General features: G+C 63.3%; 16 protein-coding genes. 3 read left to right on the forward strand and 13 right to left on the reverse strand.

What is annotated here, in order from left to right; all coding sequences use genetic code 11:
• Nucleotides 1–128: 128 nt before the first annotated feature.
• Nucleotides 129–1,760, reverse strand: a complete 1,632-nt coding sequence (locus tag DFP85_RS13300) for an NAD+ synthase (RefSeq protein WP_133636834.1) — start codon at nt 1,758–1,760, stop codon at nt 129–131.
• Nucleotides 1,761–1,861: 101 nt separating this feature from the next.
• On the opposite strand from DFP85_RS13300, the gene DFP85_RS13305 reads away from it, so the two are divergent.
• Nucleotides 1,862–2,173, forward strand: coding sequence for a PP0621 family protein (locus DFP85_RS13305; protein WP_133636835.1), 312 nt, complete (start codon nt 1,862–1,864; stop codon nt 2,171–2,173).
• Between the two features lie 186 nt (nt 2,174–2,359).
• Nucleotides 2,360–2,908 (forward strand): GspH/FimT family pseudopilin, encoded by a 549-nt coding sequence (locus DFP85_RS13310; RefSeq protein WP_133636942.1) that lies wholly within the window; start codon nt 2,360–2,362, stop codon nt 2,906–2,908.
• A 23-nt stretch (nt 2,909–2,931) separates the two neighbouring features.
• Here the strand turns inward: DFP85_RS13310 and DFP85_RS13315 are convergent, their stop codons facing one another.
• From DFP85_RS13315 to DFP85_RS19220, 5 genes are read right to left on the reverse strand one after another with little or no spacing between them, the layout of a single operon-like run.
• Nucleotides 2,932–4,263, reverse strand: coding sequence for a pilus assembly PilX family protein (locus tag DFP85_RS13315; RefSeq protein WP_133636837.1), 1,332 nt, complete (start codon nt 4,261–4,263; stop codon nt 2,932–2,934).
• Nucleotides 4,260–4,874, reverse strand: a complete 615-nt coding sequence (locus DFP85_RS13320) for a PilW family protein (RefSeq protein ID WP_243737302.1) — start codon at nt 4,872–4,874, stop codon at nt 4,260–4,262. Before DFP85_RS13320 ends, DFP85_RS13315 begins: the two co-directional genes overlap by 4 nt.
• Before the next feature lie 3 nt (nt 4,875–4,877).
• Entirely contained in the window at nt 4,878–5,342 is a 465-nt protein-coding gene (gene pilV / locus DFP85_RS13325; protein WP_133636839.1) for a type IV pilus modification protein PilV, read from the reverse strand.
• A 21-nt stretch (nt 5,343–5,363) separates the two neighbouring features.
• Entirely contained in the window at nt 5,364–5,819 is a 456-nt protein-coding gene (locus DFP85_RS13330) for a GspH/FimT family pseudopilin (RefSeq protein WP_133636841.1), read from the reverse strand.
• Complete coding sequence (locus tag DFP85_RS19220) at nt 5,803–6,276, reverse strand: type IV pilin protein (RefSeq protein ID WP_133636843.1); 474 nt, start codon at nt 6,274–6,276, stop codon at nt 5,803–5,805. The genes DFP85_RS13330 and DFP85_RS19220 overlap by 17 nt, the downstream gene beginning before the upstream one ends.
• A 321-nt stretch (nt 6,277–6,597) precedes the next feature.
• Here DFP85_RS19220 and DFP85_RS13340 point away from each other — a divergent pair, with 321 nt between their 5' ends.
• The gene (locus tag DFP85_RS13340) at nt 6,598–7,842 is read left to right on the forward strand and encodes an OmpP1/FadL family transporter (RefSeq protein WP_208108510.1); all 1,245 of its coding nucleotides are present in this window, start codon (nt 6,598–6,600) and stop codon (nt 7,840–7,842) included.
• Nucleotides 7,843–7,982: 140 nt separating this feature from the next.
• Here DFP85_RS13340 and ispH read toward each other — a convergent pair whose 3' ends face one another.
• The 7 genes from ispH to rpsT all read right to left on the reverse strand — a co-directional run bounded on the left by ispH (nt 7,983) and on the right by rpsT (nt 16,441).
• The gene (gene ispH, locus DFP85_RS13345; protein ID WP_133636948.1) at nt 7,983–8,936 is read right to left on the reverse strand and encodes a 4-hydroxy-3-methylbut-2-enyl diphosphate reductase; all 954 of its coding nucleotides are present in this window, start codon (nt 8,934–8,936) and stop codon (nt 7,983–7,985) included.
• A 155-nt stretch (nt 8,937–9,091) separates the two neighbouring features.
• On the reverse strand, nt 9,092–9,553 hold the full coding sequence (gene fkpB / locus DFP85_RS13350; RefSeq protein ID WP_133636845.1) for an FKBP-type peptidyl-prolyl cis-trans isomerase: 462 nt from the start codon (nt 9,551–9,553) through the stop codon (nt 9,092–9,094).
• A 109-nt stretch (nt 9,554–9,662) separates the two neighbouring features.
• Complete coding sequence (lspA, locus tag DFP85_RS13355) at nt 9,663–10,211, reverse strand: signal peptidase II (protein WP_243737303.1); 549 nt, start codon at nt 10,209–10,211, stop codon at nt 9,663–9,665.
• A 22-nt stretch (nt 10,212–10,233) separates the two neighbouring features.
• Nucleotides 10,234–13,068 carry an isoleucine--tRNA ligase gene (ileS, locus tag DFP85_RS13360; protein WP_133636847.1) on the reverse strand — a complete coding sequence of 945 codons (2,835 nt, stop codon included), beginning with the start codon at nt 13,066–13,068 and terminating at the stop codon, nt 10,234–10,236.
• Between the two features lie 10 nt (nt 13,069–13,078).
• Nucleotides 13,079–14,119: a bifunctional riboflavin kinase/FAD synthetase gene (gene ribF / locus DFP85_RS13365; protein WP_133636849.1), complete on the reverse strand. Its 1,041-nt coding sequence runs from the start codon at nt 14,117–14,119 to the stop codon at nt 13,079–13,081.
• A gap of 310 nt (nt 14,120–14,429) precedes the next feature.
• Nucleotides 14,430–15,953, reverse strand: a complete 1,524-nt coding sequence (gene murJ / locus DFP85_RS13370) for a murein biosynthesis integral membrane protein MurJ (RefSeq protein WP_133636952.1) — start codon at nt 15,951–15,953, stop codon at nt 14,430–14,432.
• 221 nt (nt 15,954–16,174) lie between these two features.
• Nucleotides 16,175–16,441, reverse strand: coding sequence for a 30S ribosomal protein S20 (rpsT, locus tag DFP85_RS13375; protein ID WP_133636851.1), 267 nt, complete (start codon nt 16,439–16,441; stop codon nt 16,175–16,177).
• Between the last annotated feature and the right edge of the window lie 207 nt (nt 16,442–16,648).

Consider the following 16,648-nt stretch of genomic DNA (forward strand, 5'->3'; position numbering starts at 1 on the left):
CCCGGCGTGATCGGCATCAATAAGAAACCCCGCCGACTCTACACTCGGCGGGGTTTCTATTTACGATCTCAACACCGGCTGCCCGTCACCAAGCAGCTTGGCTGCTCGGCGCTTTTAGCTCGGCGCTATTAGTCCCCCGGCTGCCAGCCGTTGACGATGGGGTAGCGGCGGTCGCGACCGAAGCCACGGCGGGTGACGCGCACCCCCACCGGCGCCTGCCGGCGCTTGTACTCGCAACGGTCCACCAGCTTGACCACCTTGTAGACGTCCTCGCGCTCGAACCCCGCCTCGATGATCGCCTCGGCGCTCATGTCGCCCTCGATGTAGCGCACCAGGATGGCGTCGAGCACGTCGTAGTCCGGCAGGCTATCGCTATCCTGCTGGTCCGGGGCGAGCTCGGCGGAGGGCGGCCGCTCGATGACCCGCTCGGGAATCGCCGGCGACTGGGTGTTGCGCCAGCGTGCCAGGCGGTAGACCCAGGTCTTGTAGACGTCCTTGATGGCATTGTAGCCGCCCACCATGTCGCCGTAGAGGGTGGCGTAGCCCACCGCCATCTCGCTCTTGTTGCCGGTGGTCAGCACCATCAGGCCCTTCTTGTTGGAGATCGCCATCAGCAGCACGCCGCGGCAGCGCGACTGCAGGTTCTCCTCGGTGGTGTCCCGCTCGGTGCCGGCGAAGCTCTCGGCCAGCGTCGACATGAACGCCTCGACCATCGGCTCGATGGGCAGCACCTCGTAGCCCACGCCCAGCATCTCGGCCTGCTCAGCGGCGTCCTGCCGGGAGATATCCGCCGTGTAGTGGTAGGGCATCATCACCGCGTGGACGCGCTGCGGGCCCAGGGCGTCGACGGCGATGGCGAGCGACAGCGCCGAGTCGATGCCGCCGGAGAGCCCCAGCACCACGCCCTGGAAGCCGCTCTTGTTGACGTAGTCGCGCAGGCCGGTGACCAGCGCGCAGTAGAGGTTGTCTTCGGGCTCGACCTCGGGCTCGGTCTCGCCCGGTTGGGGCACCCAGTGGTGCGCGTCGCGCACGAACTGCACCGGCATCAGGCCCACCGCCCAGTGGGGCGCCTGCACCATCAGCTCGCCCCTGGCATCGACGCAGGCCGAGCCGCCATCGAAGACCAGCTCGTCCTGGCCGCCGATCTGGTTGACGTAGACGATGGGCAGTTCTACCTCGCGGGCTCGCGCCTCGAGCAGCGCCAGGCGCTCGGCGGGCTTGTCCTGGTGGAAGGGTGAGGCATTCAGGGTGACCAGTATCTGGGCGCCGGCATCACGGGCCTGGCGAACCGGTTTCTCGCTCCAGATGTCCTCGCAGATCAGGATGCCGAGCCTAGCCCCCTTGTGCTCCACCACCAGCGGCCGGTTGCCGGTGGCGAAGTAGCGCTGCTCGTCGAACACCTCGTAGTTGGGCAGCGCCTGCTTGGCGTACTCGTCGAGCCACTCGCCGTTGTAGAGCACCCCGGCCAGGTTCCAGTTCTGCCCCTCCCGGCGCCCCGGGTAGCCGACGATGACCATGACGTCGCGGGCCATCTTCTCGGCCATGTGGGCCCGGGCATGACGCAGGCGGGTCTCCATGGAGGGGCGCAGCAGCAGGTCCTCCGGCGGGTAGCCGGTGAGGAAGAGCTCGGGCAGCACCACGATATCGGCACCATGCTCGATGCGTGCCTCGCGCACGGTCTCGATGGCGAGGTCGGCGTTGCCGGGAATGTCGCCGACCAGCGGGTCGAGCTGAGCCATCACCAGGGTCAGGTCTTGCATGGGCTTGGAAATCTCTCGAGAATCGATGGATATCCGCCATTGTCCCGCAAGGGCGGCCGAGTGGCAAAGCCGGCCACCCCCACCTGGGAGTTCCACAAGGAATGAACCTGTTGCTGATTCGCCTGATCATCTTCGCCGTGCTGTTCTTCGCCGGCCTGAAGCTCTACCGCATGTATCGCGAGTGGAAACTGGACCGCGAGGGCCCGCAGCAGGAGGGCGACCAGGGCAACCGCATGGTGCGCTGCAGCTGGTGCCAGGTGCACCTGCCCGAGGAGGATGCCCTGCGCGAGCGTGGCGACTGGTTCTGCTCCGGCGACCACCGCGACAAGTACCTGGCAGAACGAAAAGAAGAGCAGAAGGAAGAGAAGAAAGAAGAGCAGAAGGAAGAGAACAAGCAGGAAAGGGACGACTGAAGAACCACAAGGGCGGGTTCTCCTCGCCCACCTGCCCCTCTCCTGCCCCCACGACCGAGGAAGACCTCGCCGACCTCCCGCATGGATGGCGCACAGCCCTTGTAGGCGATCGCCTACGGCGCGGCATTACCTCCCGGCTAGCCTGAAGAAAGGACCCACCGAACAGGCCACCGCCGGGAGGGCACCATGCGCCCTGCTGCCAGTTTCCCGCTTTCTTCGCGCCAGCCTTCACTTCAGCAGGGCCTGACGCTGATCGAGCTGATCGCCGCCATCGCCGTGCTTGCCATCATCGCAACCATCGGCGTGCCAAGCTTCCAGCGCTTCACCGCCCGCAACGAGGTCGCCGCCGAGGTCATGCGCATCAAGACGGCGCTGGCGTTGGCGAGAAATACCGCGGTGACCAGAAGGACGACGATTTCGGTCTGCTCGAGCCCCGGGCCCAATCACGACACCTGCACCTTCGATGATTGGTCGCATCCGTGGGTGATCGTGGAGGGAGAAGCATCAGGAGGTAACTTAATCGGCAACAGTGTATTGAGAATACTTGACGGACCAACTAAAGCTGTCAAATTCAATCGGAATGATCGCCCTGTGCGCTTTTCCGCATTAGGTCGATCGCACGGCCATAACGGCACCTTCATTATCTGCATCGAAAGAGACGCAGTAGCGAAAGTAATCATCAGCAATGCGGGGCGTGTAAGGATTGGCGATAACACGACCCCACAATCATGTTGAAACTATGCCGACAACCCCATCACCTACATATTAGCAATACCAGGCAAACCCGGATCTTCCAGTTCATCCCAGCTATCGAGACGACCCGAGCTCAGGTATCGAATCATCCCAGTTTCCATCGCCTCGAAATCCATACCACCGTTGGCAGTAATATCTCCAGTCGAAATAATAGTTCCATACACCGTCGAGGTGCCAGCTTGGAAGAACCCTACACCAGGTGTGCCAGTGGAAAGATAGCCATCGGAAACAAACTCCCCATAGCTATCGTTTTCGCCATTAAGCTTGATTCCTCCAGTGGCATACATAAAGGTATCAACTTCCTGCCCCCCTGTTGCTGTAGTGCCGAGCTCTGACGAGCCATTGTGGATAATATCCCCATCAGCCATGAGGACAGCCCCATTGAAGTCCCCCTCTATTGTCAGCTTCCCGGGGCAATAAAAAACGGTCTGTTTATATTGCATTCCAGAGTCATTCACAATCAAACTATCTGTCTGATAACTCTCATCTATCTCAGAACCATCAACGGTGCAAGAGCCATCAGCAGGGTCATGGGGGAAAACAACCAAGTCATCAGAGGATAAGCCGTACCCGCTACCATCGGTTGGCAACACTGGCGGACTTTCTCCAATAGACGAAAATGCTGCCGCGATTTGGTCTGCGGCTTTAGGAACATCTACCCTCGGAGCATTAGATGATGCACAAACAAGAGTATCACACACTCCGTCTACTGCTGGGTCAACGACTGTCTTATTTAACGTCACAGTACCAGTGGCAGTAAGATAGCCAAGCGGATCGCCCTCTTCATCAGAATCTGGAACCTGTATATCCAGGTCTCCATTTGCATGAACAACACCAACGATACTAGTTTTTTTACCATTAATAGTGATATTCGAATCAGATATCATGCCCGTAACAGTCGTCCAACCGGGAGGGTCGAACAGAACTCGTATCTTCCTGGCAGAAAGCTCGACATCCTCCTTGTTAAGCACATACCCTCGACTGAGCCCAACAACCTTGTTGCTCGCAGTATCACACGAAAGCTTTATCAGGTACTCTCTTCTCAACTCCCCGTCATCGGAGAAGTCATATGGGTTAGTAAGCGTGAACTCTGATGCCACATCTACACCATCACATAGCGTATCTTCATCTCCCACCGTGTAGGTATATGACAACACTGTATCCAGCATTTTATCTACACCAGCTTCGGCTGACTGTAAAGCACTCACTGATAGGCGATGATTGCCTGCCATTCGCTCTTCAAGAAGCGATGACTGAAAACTCGAAAGACCTAGAAGAATGGCCACCACCAAGACGACTAGACTAACCAGTAGCGCAACACCACTTTGAGACTTCATGATCCCACCTCATATTCTAGTGCTCTGCCAATGCTAGTACGGTTTGCTACCCTGAAGGTAAACTCTTCATCCTGAAGCCTGCCTTTCTCATCCACCAACGTGATGGTAACGATCATCCCAACAGGGCCTGTCGGAATAGTGCTATATGCACCGCTACTGGCAGTGGCAGGCTGTGAATAATTGAAATTGACACTGCCTACTCCTATTACGACAGGCTGGGTAGTAACGACAGAACCATCGCACACCACCTCGACAATGATTTCTGTAGAATCTGTTTTACGATAATAGTCAAGCCGATACTTATCCTCACCAGCACAATAGGTGTTCTCTTTGTCAAACGAAAGCGATAGCCTGGAGTTATTACTACTCAACACCCCAATGAAATCAGCACTCCTCACGTCATATGAAATGGAGTCGACCAAGTATCTTAACGTTTCTTGCCTTTCCATGATCGCGGAAGCCTGGTCAAAGTTCTGCCTACTTGTCACAAAAAGCTGAAAGGCACCCAGCGTAATGAGTAGTCCGACAAGCAAGGCAACCATCAACTCGACTAGGGAGAAACCGACATTGCGCCGCATGGCTGACACCTCTAATGAAACCGAAGCCTTCATAGGCTACGATTCCTCACCGATCAATTTGGCTACATAAACCAGCCGAGAGACATCCTCATCGGCTTTAGCCCCATTGATAACTTTCTGAAATCGATCGTCGCTCCAGGATACGGTCACCGTGTATTCGCAGATTCCTTTTCCTGACGATGCACCGGGCTGTACTGCTCCTGACTTCACTAGACTCGGTATAAACTCGACCCACTCAGTGTGCCAATCATCCAAAATCGTGCCGGTGGGGTCAGGGCAGACGATCGTGGCAGGTGCACCATTGCCAAGTGCTATCCACAACCTTTCTACCATATCTTGGGCGGCGACGGTGGCTATAGAACGCTGGTAAGCCACATGGGCACTTTTCATCGCACTAATTTGCATCGCCGCCACACCTAATAGCCCCAAAGAAAGGATCACGATGGCCACCAGGGCCTCAATAAGTGAAAAACCTTTTACTTTAAACCCCCTAAATTTCACGACAGCATCTCCAGCACTGCATTAAGGCCTAGATATGTTTCCGGCGGCATTTACATTTAACGCCTCGGACTCGTTATAAATAATAGAAAGATCGCAAGGTGTAGCACTCTTACAATTAGGGCTTCGTCCTAACGCATTAAAAGTGACTTCAAACGGGTCAGGGCTCACACTGACAGAACCATCATTACTCGAAACTTGCCTTAAGGTCGTCACACTACCACTGGCTTCAGTTTGTACGAGCACTTGCCAAGCTCCTGATACTTGCACCGTAACATTCTCGCGACGTTTAACGGCTTCACTACGAGCATAATTCAGGCTCGACAAGATTATATTAAAATCAGAAGAAAGGCGATTCCGCTCTATCAAGCTTTTAAAGTTAGGCACTGCAATGGTCGCCATTACGATGACAAGGGCTATTGTGACCAAAAGCTCGATCAAGGTAAAACCCGCTACCTTTTTTTTAGTTCCAGCAATCATCTGGAGTCCTCACACCTTGATGATTGAGGGTAAAACTTCCACAACTATCGTTCTTCTGCTTTCCGTTGGGATCTATAGCACCGCCATCAGGGTCAGGGTCTGCCGTCAATAGATAACTAGCTGATGATGCCGCGATATCAACTTCATAAAAGCCTTCCTCTGAAAGCTGCGGTGTACTGACGCAAATCGTATTGGTCGCTCCTGAAGACCCGCTATAACGATAATCACTAGTCACCGTATAGCAGCGCTCCAACTGACCAGCAATGCTGGTCAGAGCCGACATGGCATCCGTTCTGCGTGCCTGTTCTACATAACGCTGGTAATTAGGAATCGCTATCGCCGCCAAGATCCCGATCACGGCTACCGCAATCAGCAGTTCGATGAGCGTAAAGCCGGCGCTGTGCCGGGTGCTGCCTGAGGGGCCCTGGGGCCTGAATGGTGTGCTCGTGGGGGTCACGCGCTGCGTCTCCCTGAGGATCAAGGCATTTGTTTCAGTATGTATCAAGATGTGGCGTTTCGATAGGGTGAAGGAGCAAAAATGCCATGCCTGCCGGGTGAGCGGCTGCTTACGTGGCGCTCCTCGCGGTCCCTGTGGCCCGTGGAGGACCCGGCGGCCGAGGCTAGCCTTCCTGCCCACCGTTGCCGTGCGCAGGCTTGACTGTGGTGCCACAGCGGAAGGAATCACGGCATATCAGTATAAAAACTGATTACTTTTCATTATAACCACCATGCTGTAGAAGGGGGCGCAAAACTCCCCCTCCCCTGACCCACAGGCAACATGATGCGACTCAAGCACTCCCTGCTGGTGCTGGCGGCCCTCGCCCCGGCCCAGGCACTGGCGACTAACGGCTACTTCTCCCACGGCTACGGCACTATCAACCAGGGCATGGCCGGCGCCGGGACCGCCCTGGCCCAGGACAGCATCGCCGCGGCGACCAACCCGGCGGGCATGGCCTTCATCGGCGACCGCGCGGATGTCGGCGCCGAGCTCTTCTCGCCGCACCGGGAGTACCGCGTCGAGGGTGGCGGCCCCCGGAGCCCGCAGACCTTCTACCTGATGCCCGGCACTCGGGAGAGCGAGAACGAGGCCTTTCTGATCCCCCATCTCGGCTACAACCGCCAGGTCACCGAGACCCAGACGCTGGGCCTCTCGGTGTTCGCCAATGGCGGCATGAACACCGAGTACGATGGCAGCAACGGCGGCACCTTCGGGGGCGGCAAGGCCGGCGTGAACCTGGAGCAGGGCTTCATCGCTCCCACCTGGACCTGGCGCTTTGCCGAGCAGCAGGCCATCGGCATCTCGCCGGTGATTGCCTATCAGCGCTTCTCCGCCGAGGGGCTGGGCAACTTCGCGCTGATGTCCTCCGACCCGGGCGCCCTCTCCGACAACGGCACCGACGATGCCTGGGGCTACGGCTTCCAGATCGGCTGGCAGGGGCAGCTCACTGACGAACTGCGCGGCGGGCTGAGCTGGCGCAAGGTGCTGAAGATGGATGAGTTCGACGCCTATCGCGGGCTCTTCGCCGAACAGGGCGACTTCGACATCCCGCAGATGTTCCACGCCGGCCTGGCCTGGTCGGGCATCGAGGACCACTGGCTGCTGCTGGACGTGCAGCATATCCGCTACAGCGAGATCAACAGCGTGGGCAACCCCTTCGATCTCACCACGCGCCTGGGGGATGACGACGGCTCCGGCTTCGGCTGGGACGACATGACCGTAGTAAAGCTCGGCTGGCAGTGGCAGCAGGACGACCGCCAGACCTGGCGGGCCGGCCTCAGCTACGGCGAGCAGCCGATCCCGGAGAGCGAGGTGCTATTCAACATCCTGGCCCCCGGCGTGCAGGAGTGGCATATCACCGGCGGCTTCACCCGGGAGCTTCCGAGTGGCCTGAGCCTCTCCGGCATGGCCTTCTACTCGCCGGAGGAGACGGTGCGTGGAGAGAACCCCATGGGCCCGGGCCAGGAAATCGAGCTGAGCATGTATCAGCTGGGGGCTGGCCTCAGCCTGGGCTGGCAATTCTGATCCGCCATCGCTGCGCGATGGATCGCTCAGCAAGCTGAGCTCCTACGAAACTCCTTCCCGCAAACTCCTAACCTATATAAATAACGCCGCCGTCAGGACTCTGACGGCGGCGTCTTCGTGTCGGCGGGGCGAGGAGCGCGTTACTCGCTGGCGATCACACGCTCGCGCAGTTCGCGCGGCATGGAGAAGGTGATGGTCTCCTCGCGGCCGGCAAGCTCCTCGGGGGCGGTGGCCCCCAGCGCCTGCAGCCGCTCGATCACCCCCTTGACCAGCACCTCGGGGGCGCTGGCGCCGGCGGTGACGCCGATCACCCCAACCCCATCGAGCCACGTCGGGTCGACCTGCTCGGCGCTGTCGACCAGGTAGGCCGGGGTGCCGACCCGCTCGGAGAGCTCGCGCAGGCGATTGGAGTTGGAGCTGTTGGGGCTGCCCACCACCAGCACCAGGTCGGCGCCGTCCGCCAGCTCGCGCACGGCGTCCTGGCGGTTCTGGGTGGCGTAGCAGATGTCGTCCTTGCGCGGCCCCTGGATCTCCGGGAACTTCGCGCGCAGGGCGTCGATCACCCGGGCGGTGTCATCCATGGAGAGGGTGGTCTGGGTCACGAAGGCCAGCTTGCTCGGATCCTTCACCTCGAGCCTGGCCACGTCCGCCTCGTCCTCGACCAGGTAGATCTGCCCGCCATGGGAGGTGTCGTAGCGCCCCATGGTGCCCTCCACCTCGGGATGCCCCTGGTGGCCGATCAGGATGCATTCCTGTCCGCGGCGGGCGTAGCGCAGCACCTCCAGGTGCACCTTGGTGACCAGCGGGCAGGTGGCGTCGAACACCTTGAGGCCGCGGCGCTCGGCCTCCTCCTGCACGGCGCGGGAGACCCCGTGGGCCGAGAAGATCACGATGACGTCGTCGGGCACCTCATGGAGCTCCTCGACGAACACCGCTCCCCGCTCCCGCAGGCTGTCGACCACGAAGCGGTTGTGGACCACCTCGTGGCGCACGTAGATCGGCGGGCCAAAGGCGTCCAGGGCGCCATTGACGATCTCGATGGCGCGGTCGACGCCGGCGCAGAAGCCGCGGGGGTTGGCCAGCTTGATTTGCATGGTGTTGGGTTGCATGGGGGCCTTGCCTTGATGCCGCAGCACCGTTGCATTGGATTAATCGAGAGACACCGCTATCGCGCTGCAAGCAGCGCTCCTACACAGAACCTCGGTAATCCGCCAGACAATGTAGGAGCTTTGCTGGCAAAGCGATGGGGTCAATGCGTCGTGGCGGGCTTCACGTCCAGCACTTCCACCTCGAAGGTCAGGGTACGCCCCGCCAGCGGGTGGTTGAAGTCCACTTCCACCTGCTCGCCCTCGATGTGCCGGATCACCCCGGGCAGCTCGCCGCCGGCGGCATCGGCGAAGGACATCACCATGCCCACCTCCGGCTCGTCGCTCTCGAAGTCGTCGCGCTTGAGCATCTGGATGTTCTGGGGATTGTGCTGGCCGAAGGCGTGCTCGGGGGTGATCTCGAAGCTGCCGGTGTCGCCGCTCGCCAACCCCTTGAGGGGATGCTCGAAGCCCGGCGGCAGGTTGCCATCGCCCACCTGGAAGGTGGCGGGCGCCTTGTCCCGGGTGGAATCCACCACGGTGCCGTCTTCCAGGCTGAGGGTGAAGTGCAGGGTCACTTCCATGCCCTCGTCGATGCGGTGTTGGGGGCTGCTCTGGTCGCTCATGACAGTCTCGGACTCGGTAAGGGTGGTAAAGTTCGGAGGCCTTATCGGGCGCCTGACGGCGCCATTCGCGCAATGAATTGCGCTCCCACAGGAGCGGCGAGCGGGTTCCTCAGCCACGCCGACGGGCCCGGCGCCGCTCAGCGAACAGCGACTCCCAGATCAGGCCGATGGCCCCCAGGGTGATGCCGATGTCCGCCACGTTGAAGGCCGGGTAGTACCAGCCGGCCACATGGAAGGAGAGGAAGTCCACCACGTAACCGTGCACCAGCCGGTCGTAGAGGTTGCCGAGCGCCCCACCGATGATCAGCGCCAGCGACACCGCCAGCAGCGTCTCGTCGCGCCTGAGGCGACGCATCCAGACCGTCAGGCCGATGCTCGCCCCCACCGCGATGGTGGCGAAGAACCAGCGCTGCCAGCCGGGATGGCCGGCCAGGAAGCTGAAGGCGGCGCCGGTGTTGTGCAGCAGCGTCAGGTTGAAGAACGGCAGCACCTCCACCGGCCGGGCGTAGTCGAGCAGACCGCTGGCCAGATACTTGGTGCCGAGATCCAGCACGATCACCGCCAGCGCCAGCCACAGCCAGCGCAGGGGGCGGTCCATGGGCGTGGCCTCGGGCCGGCCGGTCTTGTCGCTCATGCTCGCCTCGCTTCCCTCGGACATCGCCCTCTCCTCGCGCCGGCCGTCAGGCATACTGGCGCGTCTCGCCGGGGCCGTCCGGCAGGTTGCTGATGCAGCGCCCGCAGAGGTCCGGATGTGCCGGGTGGGTGCCTACGTCCTCACGATGGTGCCAGCAGCGCTCGCACTTGTTGTTGGGGCTCTCGGCCACGGCCACCTTGAGCCCCTCGAGCTCGGTGGCCTCGGCGTCCCGGGCCTCGCCGAGCGGCTTGAGCGTCACCTCGCTGGTGAGCATCACGAAGCGCAGCTCGTCGCCCAGCTTGGCGAGCGTGGCCTGCAGGGCGTCGTCCACGTAGAGGGTGACCTCGGCAGCCAGGCTGCCCTTGATCGCCTTGGCGTTGCGGGCATCCTCCAGGCACTTGTTGACCGCCTGCTTGACCTCGAGCACCTGCTCCCAGAAGTCGCGGCCCATGGCGGCGTCATCGGCGAGCGTCCCGAGGCCCGTGTAGTACTCGGCCAGCAGCACGCTGTCGCCGCGCTTGCCCGGGATGTTCTCGAAGATCTCCTCGGCGGTGAACGAGAGGATCGGCGCCACCCAGCGCGAGAGTGCCTCGACCACGTGGTAGAGCGCGGTCTGGGCGCTGCGGCGCGCCACGGAGTCCGCCTGGGTGGTGTACTGGCGATCCTTGATCACGTCCAGGTAGAAGCCGCCGAGCTCCCGGGCACAGAAGCCGTGCACCTGCTGGTAGACGTCGAGGAAGCGGTACTCCTCATAGGCGGTCTCGATACGCGCCTGCAGCTGGGCGGCACGATCGACCACCCACTGGTCCAGGGCCAGCATCTGGTCGAAGGGCAGCGCGTCGCGCTTCGGCTCGAACCCGTTCAGGTTGGCGAGCAGGAAGCGCGAGGTGTTGCGGATGCGGCGGTAGACGTCGGCGGTGCGCTTGAGGATCTCGTCGGAGACGGCCATCTCGCCGGAGTAGTCGGTGGAGGCTGCCCACAGGCGCAGGATATCGGCGCCGAGCTTGTCCATCACCTCCTGGGGCGCCACCACGTTGCCCACCGACTTGGACATCTTGCGGCCCTGGGCGTCCACGGTGAAGCCGTGGGTCAGCAGGCCGCGGTACGGCGGGTGGCCGTCGATGGCGCAGCCGGTCAGCAGCGAGGAGTGGAACCAGCCGCGGTGCTGGTCGGAGCCCTCCAGGTAGAGATCGGCGATCGGCCCCTGCTCGTGGCCGTGGGGGTGCGAGCCGCGCAGCACGTGGCGGTGGGTGGTGCCGGAGTCGAACCAGACGTCCAGGGTGTCGGTGACCTTGTCATAGTCGGCGGCCTCCTCGCCCAGCAGCTCGGCGGGGTCGAGGCGGAACCAGGCATCGATACCCTCCTGCTCCACGCGCTTGGCGGCCTCTTCCATCAGCTCCAGGGTGCGCGGGTGCAGCTCGCCGGTGGCCTTGTGCAGGAAGAACGGGATCGGCACGCCCCAGTTGCGCTGGCGGGAGATGCACCAGTCCGGGCGGTTGGCGATCATGCTGTGCAGGCGCGCCTTGCCCCAGGCCGGGGTGAAGGTGGTGGCCTCGATGCCCTCCAGGGCCCGCTCGCGCAGGGTCTTGCCGTCCTTGCCGGCCACGTCCATGCCCACGAACCACTGGGCGGTGGCGCGGTAGATCACCGGCGTCTTGTGGCGCCAGCAGTGCATGTAGCTGTGGGTGATCACCTTGTGGGCCAGCAGCGCCCCCACCTCCTCGAGCTTGGCGACGATCTGCGGATTGGCCTTCCAGATCATCTGGCCGCCGAAGAACGGCAGGCTGTCGGCGTAGACGCCGTTGCCCTGCACCGGGCTCTCGATCTCGTCGAAGGTCATGCCGTGGGCGCGGCAGGTGACGAAGTCGTCGACGCCGTAGGCCGGGGCCGAGTGGACGATGCCGGTGCTGCCCACCTCGGACTCCACGTAGTCGGCGAGATAGACCGGCGAGAGGCGATCATAGAAGGGATGGCGGAAGCGAATGCCGTCGAAGGCCTCGCCCTTGGCGGTGGCGATCACCTCGCCGGTGAGGCCGAAGCGCTCCAGGCAGGATTCCACCAGCTCCTCGGCCAGCACCAGCAGACGATCGCCGGTGTCCACCAGGGCGTAGGTGAACGCCGGGTGCATGTTGAGCGCCTGGTTGGCGGGGATGGTCCAGGGGGTGGTGGTCCAGATGACGATGGCGGCCGGCTTGGATAGGGCCTCCAGGCCGAAGGCGGCGGCCAGCCTGTCGGCATCCTCCACCGGGAAGGCCACGTCGATGGCGTCGGACTTCTTGTCCTGATACTCGACCTCGGCCTCGGCCAGCGCCGAGCCGCAGTCGAAGCACCAGTTCACGGGCTTGAGCCCCTTGAACACGTAGCCCGCCTCGACCATGTCGGCCAGCGCGCGGATCTCGCCGGCCTCGTTGGCGTAGTCCATGGAGCGATAGGGGTTGTCCCAGTCGCCGATCACGCCCAGGCGCACGAAGTCGGTGAGCTGGCCCTGGATCTGCTCGGCGGCGTACTCGCGGCACAGCTCGCGGGCACGCGCCGGCTCGAGGTGCTTGCCGTGGGTGGTCTCCACCTTGTGCTCGATGGGCAGGCCATGGCAGTCCCAGCCGGGCACGTAAGGGGCGTCGAAGCCGGCCAGGTTCTTCGACTTGACGATGATGTCCTTGAGGATCTTGTTGACGGCGTGACCGATGTGGATGCTGCCGTTGGCGTAGGGAGGGCCGTCGTGAAGGACGAACAGCTCCCTGCCCCGGCGCTCCTCGCGCAGGCGATGGTAGAGGTCCATCTCCTTCCACTGCGCCACCCGGGCGGGCTCCTTTTTCGGGAGCATGCCGCGCATGGGGAAGTCGGTTTCTGGCAGGTTCAGAGTGTGCTTGTAGTCGCTCATATCCTGGGGGTCAGCCGTCGTCGTGGTCGGCGGGCGCACCCGCCGAGGAATCGGAAGTCACGGCCTCGCGCGCCAGCGGCGCCGATGCCAGAGGAAGAGAATCGTCGCTGCCGTCGCCTGCCGGGTGTTTCGCGAAGTAGGCGCGGGCCCGCTTGAGGTCGAGGCCGATCTGGTGTTTCAGGGCCGCGAAGTCGTCGAACTTCACCTCGCCGCGCAGCTTGGCGCAGGGGAACACCGTCAGGCGCCGGCCGTAGAGGTCGCCGTCGAAATCGAAGAGGTGCACCTCGAGCACCGGCCGAGCGCTTCCCACCGTGGGGCGCCAGCCGATGTTGGACACGCCGGGCAGGCAGCGCCCGTCGGGAAGCTCGGTGACCACCGCATAGACGCCCTGCAGGGCCAGCGACCGGGCCGGCTGTGGCAGGTTGGCGGTGGGCACGCCGATGGTGCGGCCCAGCTGCCGGTCGGGCACCACCCGGCCGCCCAACCGGTAGGGTCGGCCCAGCAGGCGCGCCGCGGCGGCGAAGTTGCCGCTGGCCAGCAGGGTGCGCACCCGGGTGCTGGAGACCCGCTCGTCGTCGACGGTGAAGGTGCGGGTGTGCTCGACGCCGAAGCCGCGGGTCTCGCCCACCTCGGTGAGCAGGTGGAAGTCGCCGCGGCGGTCGCAGCCGAAGCGGAAGTCATCCCCCACCACCAGGTGGCGCACGCCCAGGCCCTCCACCAGCACTCGCTCGATGAACTCCAGGGCGGTCAGGCTGCGCAGGGCATCGTTGAACGGCAGGCAGAGGATGCGATCGACCCCGCACTCGCCGAGCAGCGCCACCTTGTCGCGCAGCCGGGTCAGCCGCGGCGGCGCCTGGTCGCCGGCGAAGAACTCCCGGGGCTGGGGCTCGAAGACCACCACCGTGACCGGCAGGCCGAGTCGAGCGGCCTGCTCGCGGCACTGTTCGAGGATCGCCCGATGGCCGCGGTGCACGCCATCGAAGTTGCCAATGGTGGCCACGCAGCCGCGATCCTCGTCACGCAGGTTGTGCAGTCCTCGAATCACTCGCATGGGCGTCATCACGCTGGGAAATAAAGTCCACGATTATAACGGACCGGGGGCCCCTTGACAGCCGGCGCGGCTTGGTCTTTCCCCGCCGTCTCTTGTGGAGACCGGTGATCAGCTGCTTCTTGTGGGAGCTGACGGTTCGACGCTTCGACTCGCACGGCGATTGGCTGCTCATACCCACTGACAGAGCTCTCCGCCTTTCGCGGTGCAAGCACCGCTCCCACATGTCCCCCTAGCCACCGGCCATGACATGAATTGTGGGAGCAACGCTTGCGTCGCGATCCGCCGCGGAGCGGCGTTTGGTTGGCATGCTTCAGCCCTTCATCCGGAAATGGCGAAGCCGCACCCCGAAGGCCGCCAGCCAAACGAAGTAGACCACCACCCCGACCGAGACCAGCAGCGCCAGCCAGCCGGCGCGGGTCCAGACGCTCCACTCGAGCCAGGCCTGCCACTCGGGGGCCAGCCAGGCCAGTCCCACACCCATCACCGTGCAGCCACCGACCAGCTGTACCGCGTAGCGCCCCCAGCCGGGCTGGAAGACCAGCACGCCCTGCTTCCTGAGCAGCCAGCCCAGCAGGCCGGCGTTGAGGAAGGCCGAGAGCGCCGTGGCCAGCGCCAGGCCGGCATGGGCCAGCGGCCAGATCAGGATCAGGTTGAAGACCATGTTGGCGACCATGGCGATGATGCCCACCTTCACCGGGGTGGCAGTGTCCTGGCGGGCGAAGAAGCCCGGCGCCAGCACCTTGATCAGCATGAAGGCCACTAACCCGAAGGCATATGCTCTGAGGCTCATCGCCGCCATGGCGATATCGCGCTCGGTCATGGCGCCGTAGTGGAACAGCGAGATCAGCAGCGGCTCGGCGAGCACGGCGAGGGCCAGGGCCGCGGGCAGGCCGAGCAGCAGCACGGCACGGATCGCCCAGTCGAGCATGGCGGCGAAGTGCTCGCCGGACTGCTCGGCATGGCGCCTGGAGAGCGCCGGCAGGATCACCGTGCCGATGGCGATGCCGAACACCCCCAGCGGCAGCTCCACCAGGCGGTCCGAGTAGTAGAGCCAGGAGACGCTGCCCGCCGCCAGCAGCGAGGCCAGCACGGTGTCGAGCAGCAGGTTGATCTGCGACACCGAGACCCCGAACAGCGCCGGCACCATCAGCCGCAGGATGCGCCGCACCCCGCTGTGGGCGAAGTCGGGCCAGGGCCGCGGCAGCAGCCCCAGCCTCGCCAGGAAGGGGACCTGGAAGGCCAGCTGGGCGCCCCCGGCGATCAGCACGCCCCAGGCCAGCGCCATGGCCGGCTCCTCGAACAGCGGGGTGAGCAGCAGCGCCGCGCCGATCAGCGAGAGGTTGAGCAGCACCGGGGTGAAGGCCGGCACGGCGAAGCGGTTCCAGGTGTTGAGCGTGCTGCCGGCGAAGGCGGTGAGCGAGATCAGCAGCAGGTAGGGGAAGGTCAGCCGCAGCATGTCGGCGGTCAGCGCCAGCTTCTCCGGGTCGCGGCCGAAACCGGGCGCGAAGGCCCACACCAGCCAGGGCGACGCCAGCATGGCCAGCGCCGTGATCAGTGCCAGCACCGCCGTGAGGCTGCCGGCCACCGCATCGAGCAGCTCCTTCACCTCGCGCTTGCTGCCGCGCGTGGCATATTCCGAGAGCACCGGCACGAAGGCCTGGTTGAAGGCCCCCTCGGCAAACAGGCGGCGCAGGAAGTTGGGGATCTTGAAGGCGACGAAGAAGGCGTCCGCGCCGTTGCCGGCGCCGAACAGGGTGGCGATCACCACGTCGCGCGCCAGCCCCATCACCCGCGAGAGCATGGTCATCACGCTGACCACCAGGCCGGAGCGCATCAGGCCGCCCGCCTTGGGCGCCACTGCGCGGTCGTGGTCGTCGACGGCCGGCGGGCGGCGGCCGCCGTCAGGCGTCTGGGGTTCGTCGCCCCGGGGCTCGGGGGGCTGTTCGTGATCCGTCACCGTCTGTTCCTCGTTCGGCGCCGCGGCGGGCGCTCGGCAAGAATCGCGGACACAAAAAAACCGGCCGCAGCCGGTTTTTCTGCTGGCGCTCGGCTGGCTTACGCCGCGAGAGCCTTGATGCGCTTGTTCAGGCGGCTCTTCAGGCGCGCGGCCTTCTTCTTGGAGAGCACATCCTTGTCGGCGATGCGGTCGATGACCGGCTGCGCCTGCTTGAAGGCGTCCATGGCCTGGGCGTGGTCACCGCCGTTGATGGCCTTGACGACGCGCTTGATGTAGGTACGGACCATGCTGCGCTGGCTCGCCTTCAGGACACGACGACCTTCCGCCTGACGGGCACGCTTGCGGGCTTGCTTGCTGTTCGCCACTGACTGTCTCCTTGGAGAAAGTTGTGGTCGCCATCTGCGGGCGACACTTGATAACTGTATGATCCAACAGGGAAATAAAAAATCCCCGCCGGCCTGGCCATGTTGCCGGCTGCGCCATCGAGCGCAGTCGCTTAGGGGCCGTGTCTGAGAGGATGGCGTATCCTATCACGCCAACCCCGTGCTTGCCATAGTTCCTGCGAGAGTGCT

Origin of the sequence: Halomonas ventosae (assembly GCF_004363555.1) — a bacterium.
Lineage (GTDB): Bacteria > Pseudomonadota > Gammaproteobacteria > Pseudomonadales > Halomonadaceae > Halomonas > Halomonas ventosae.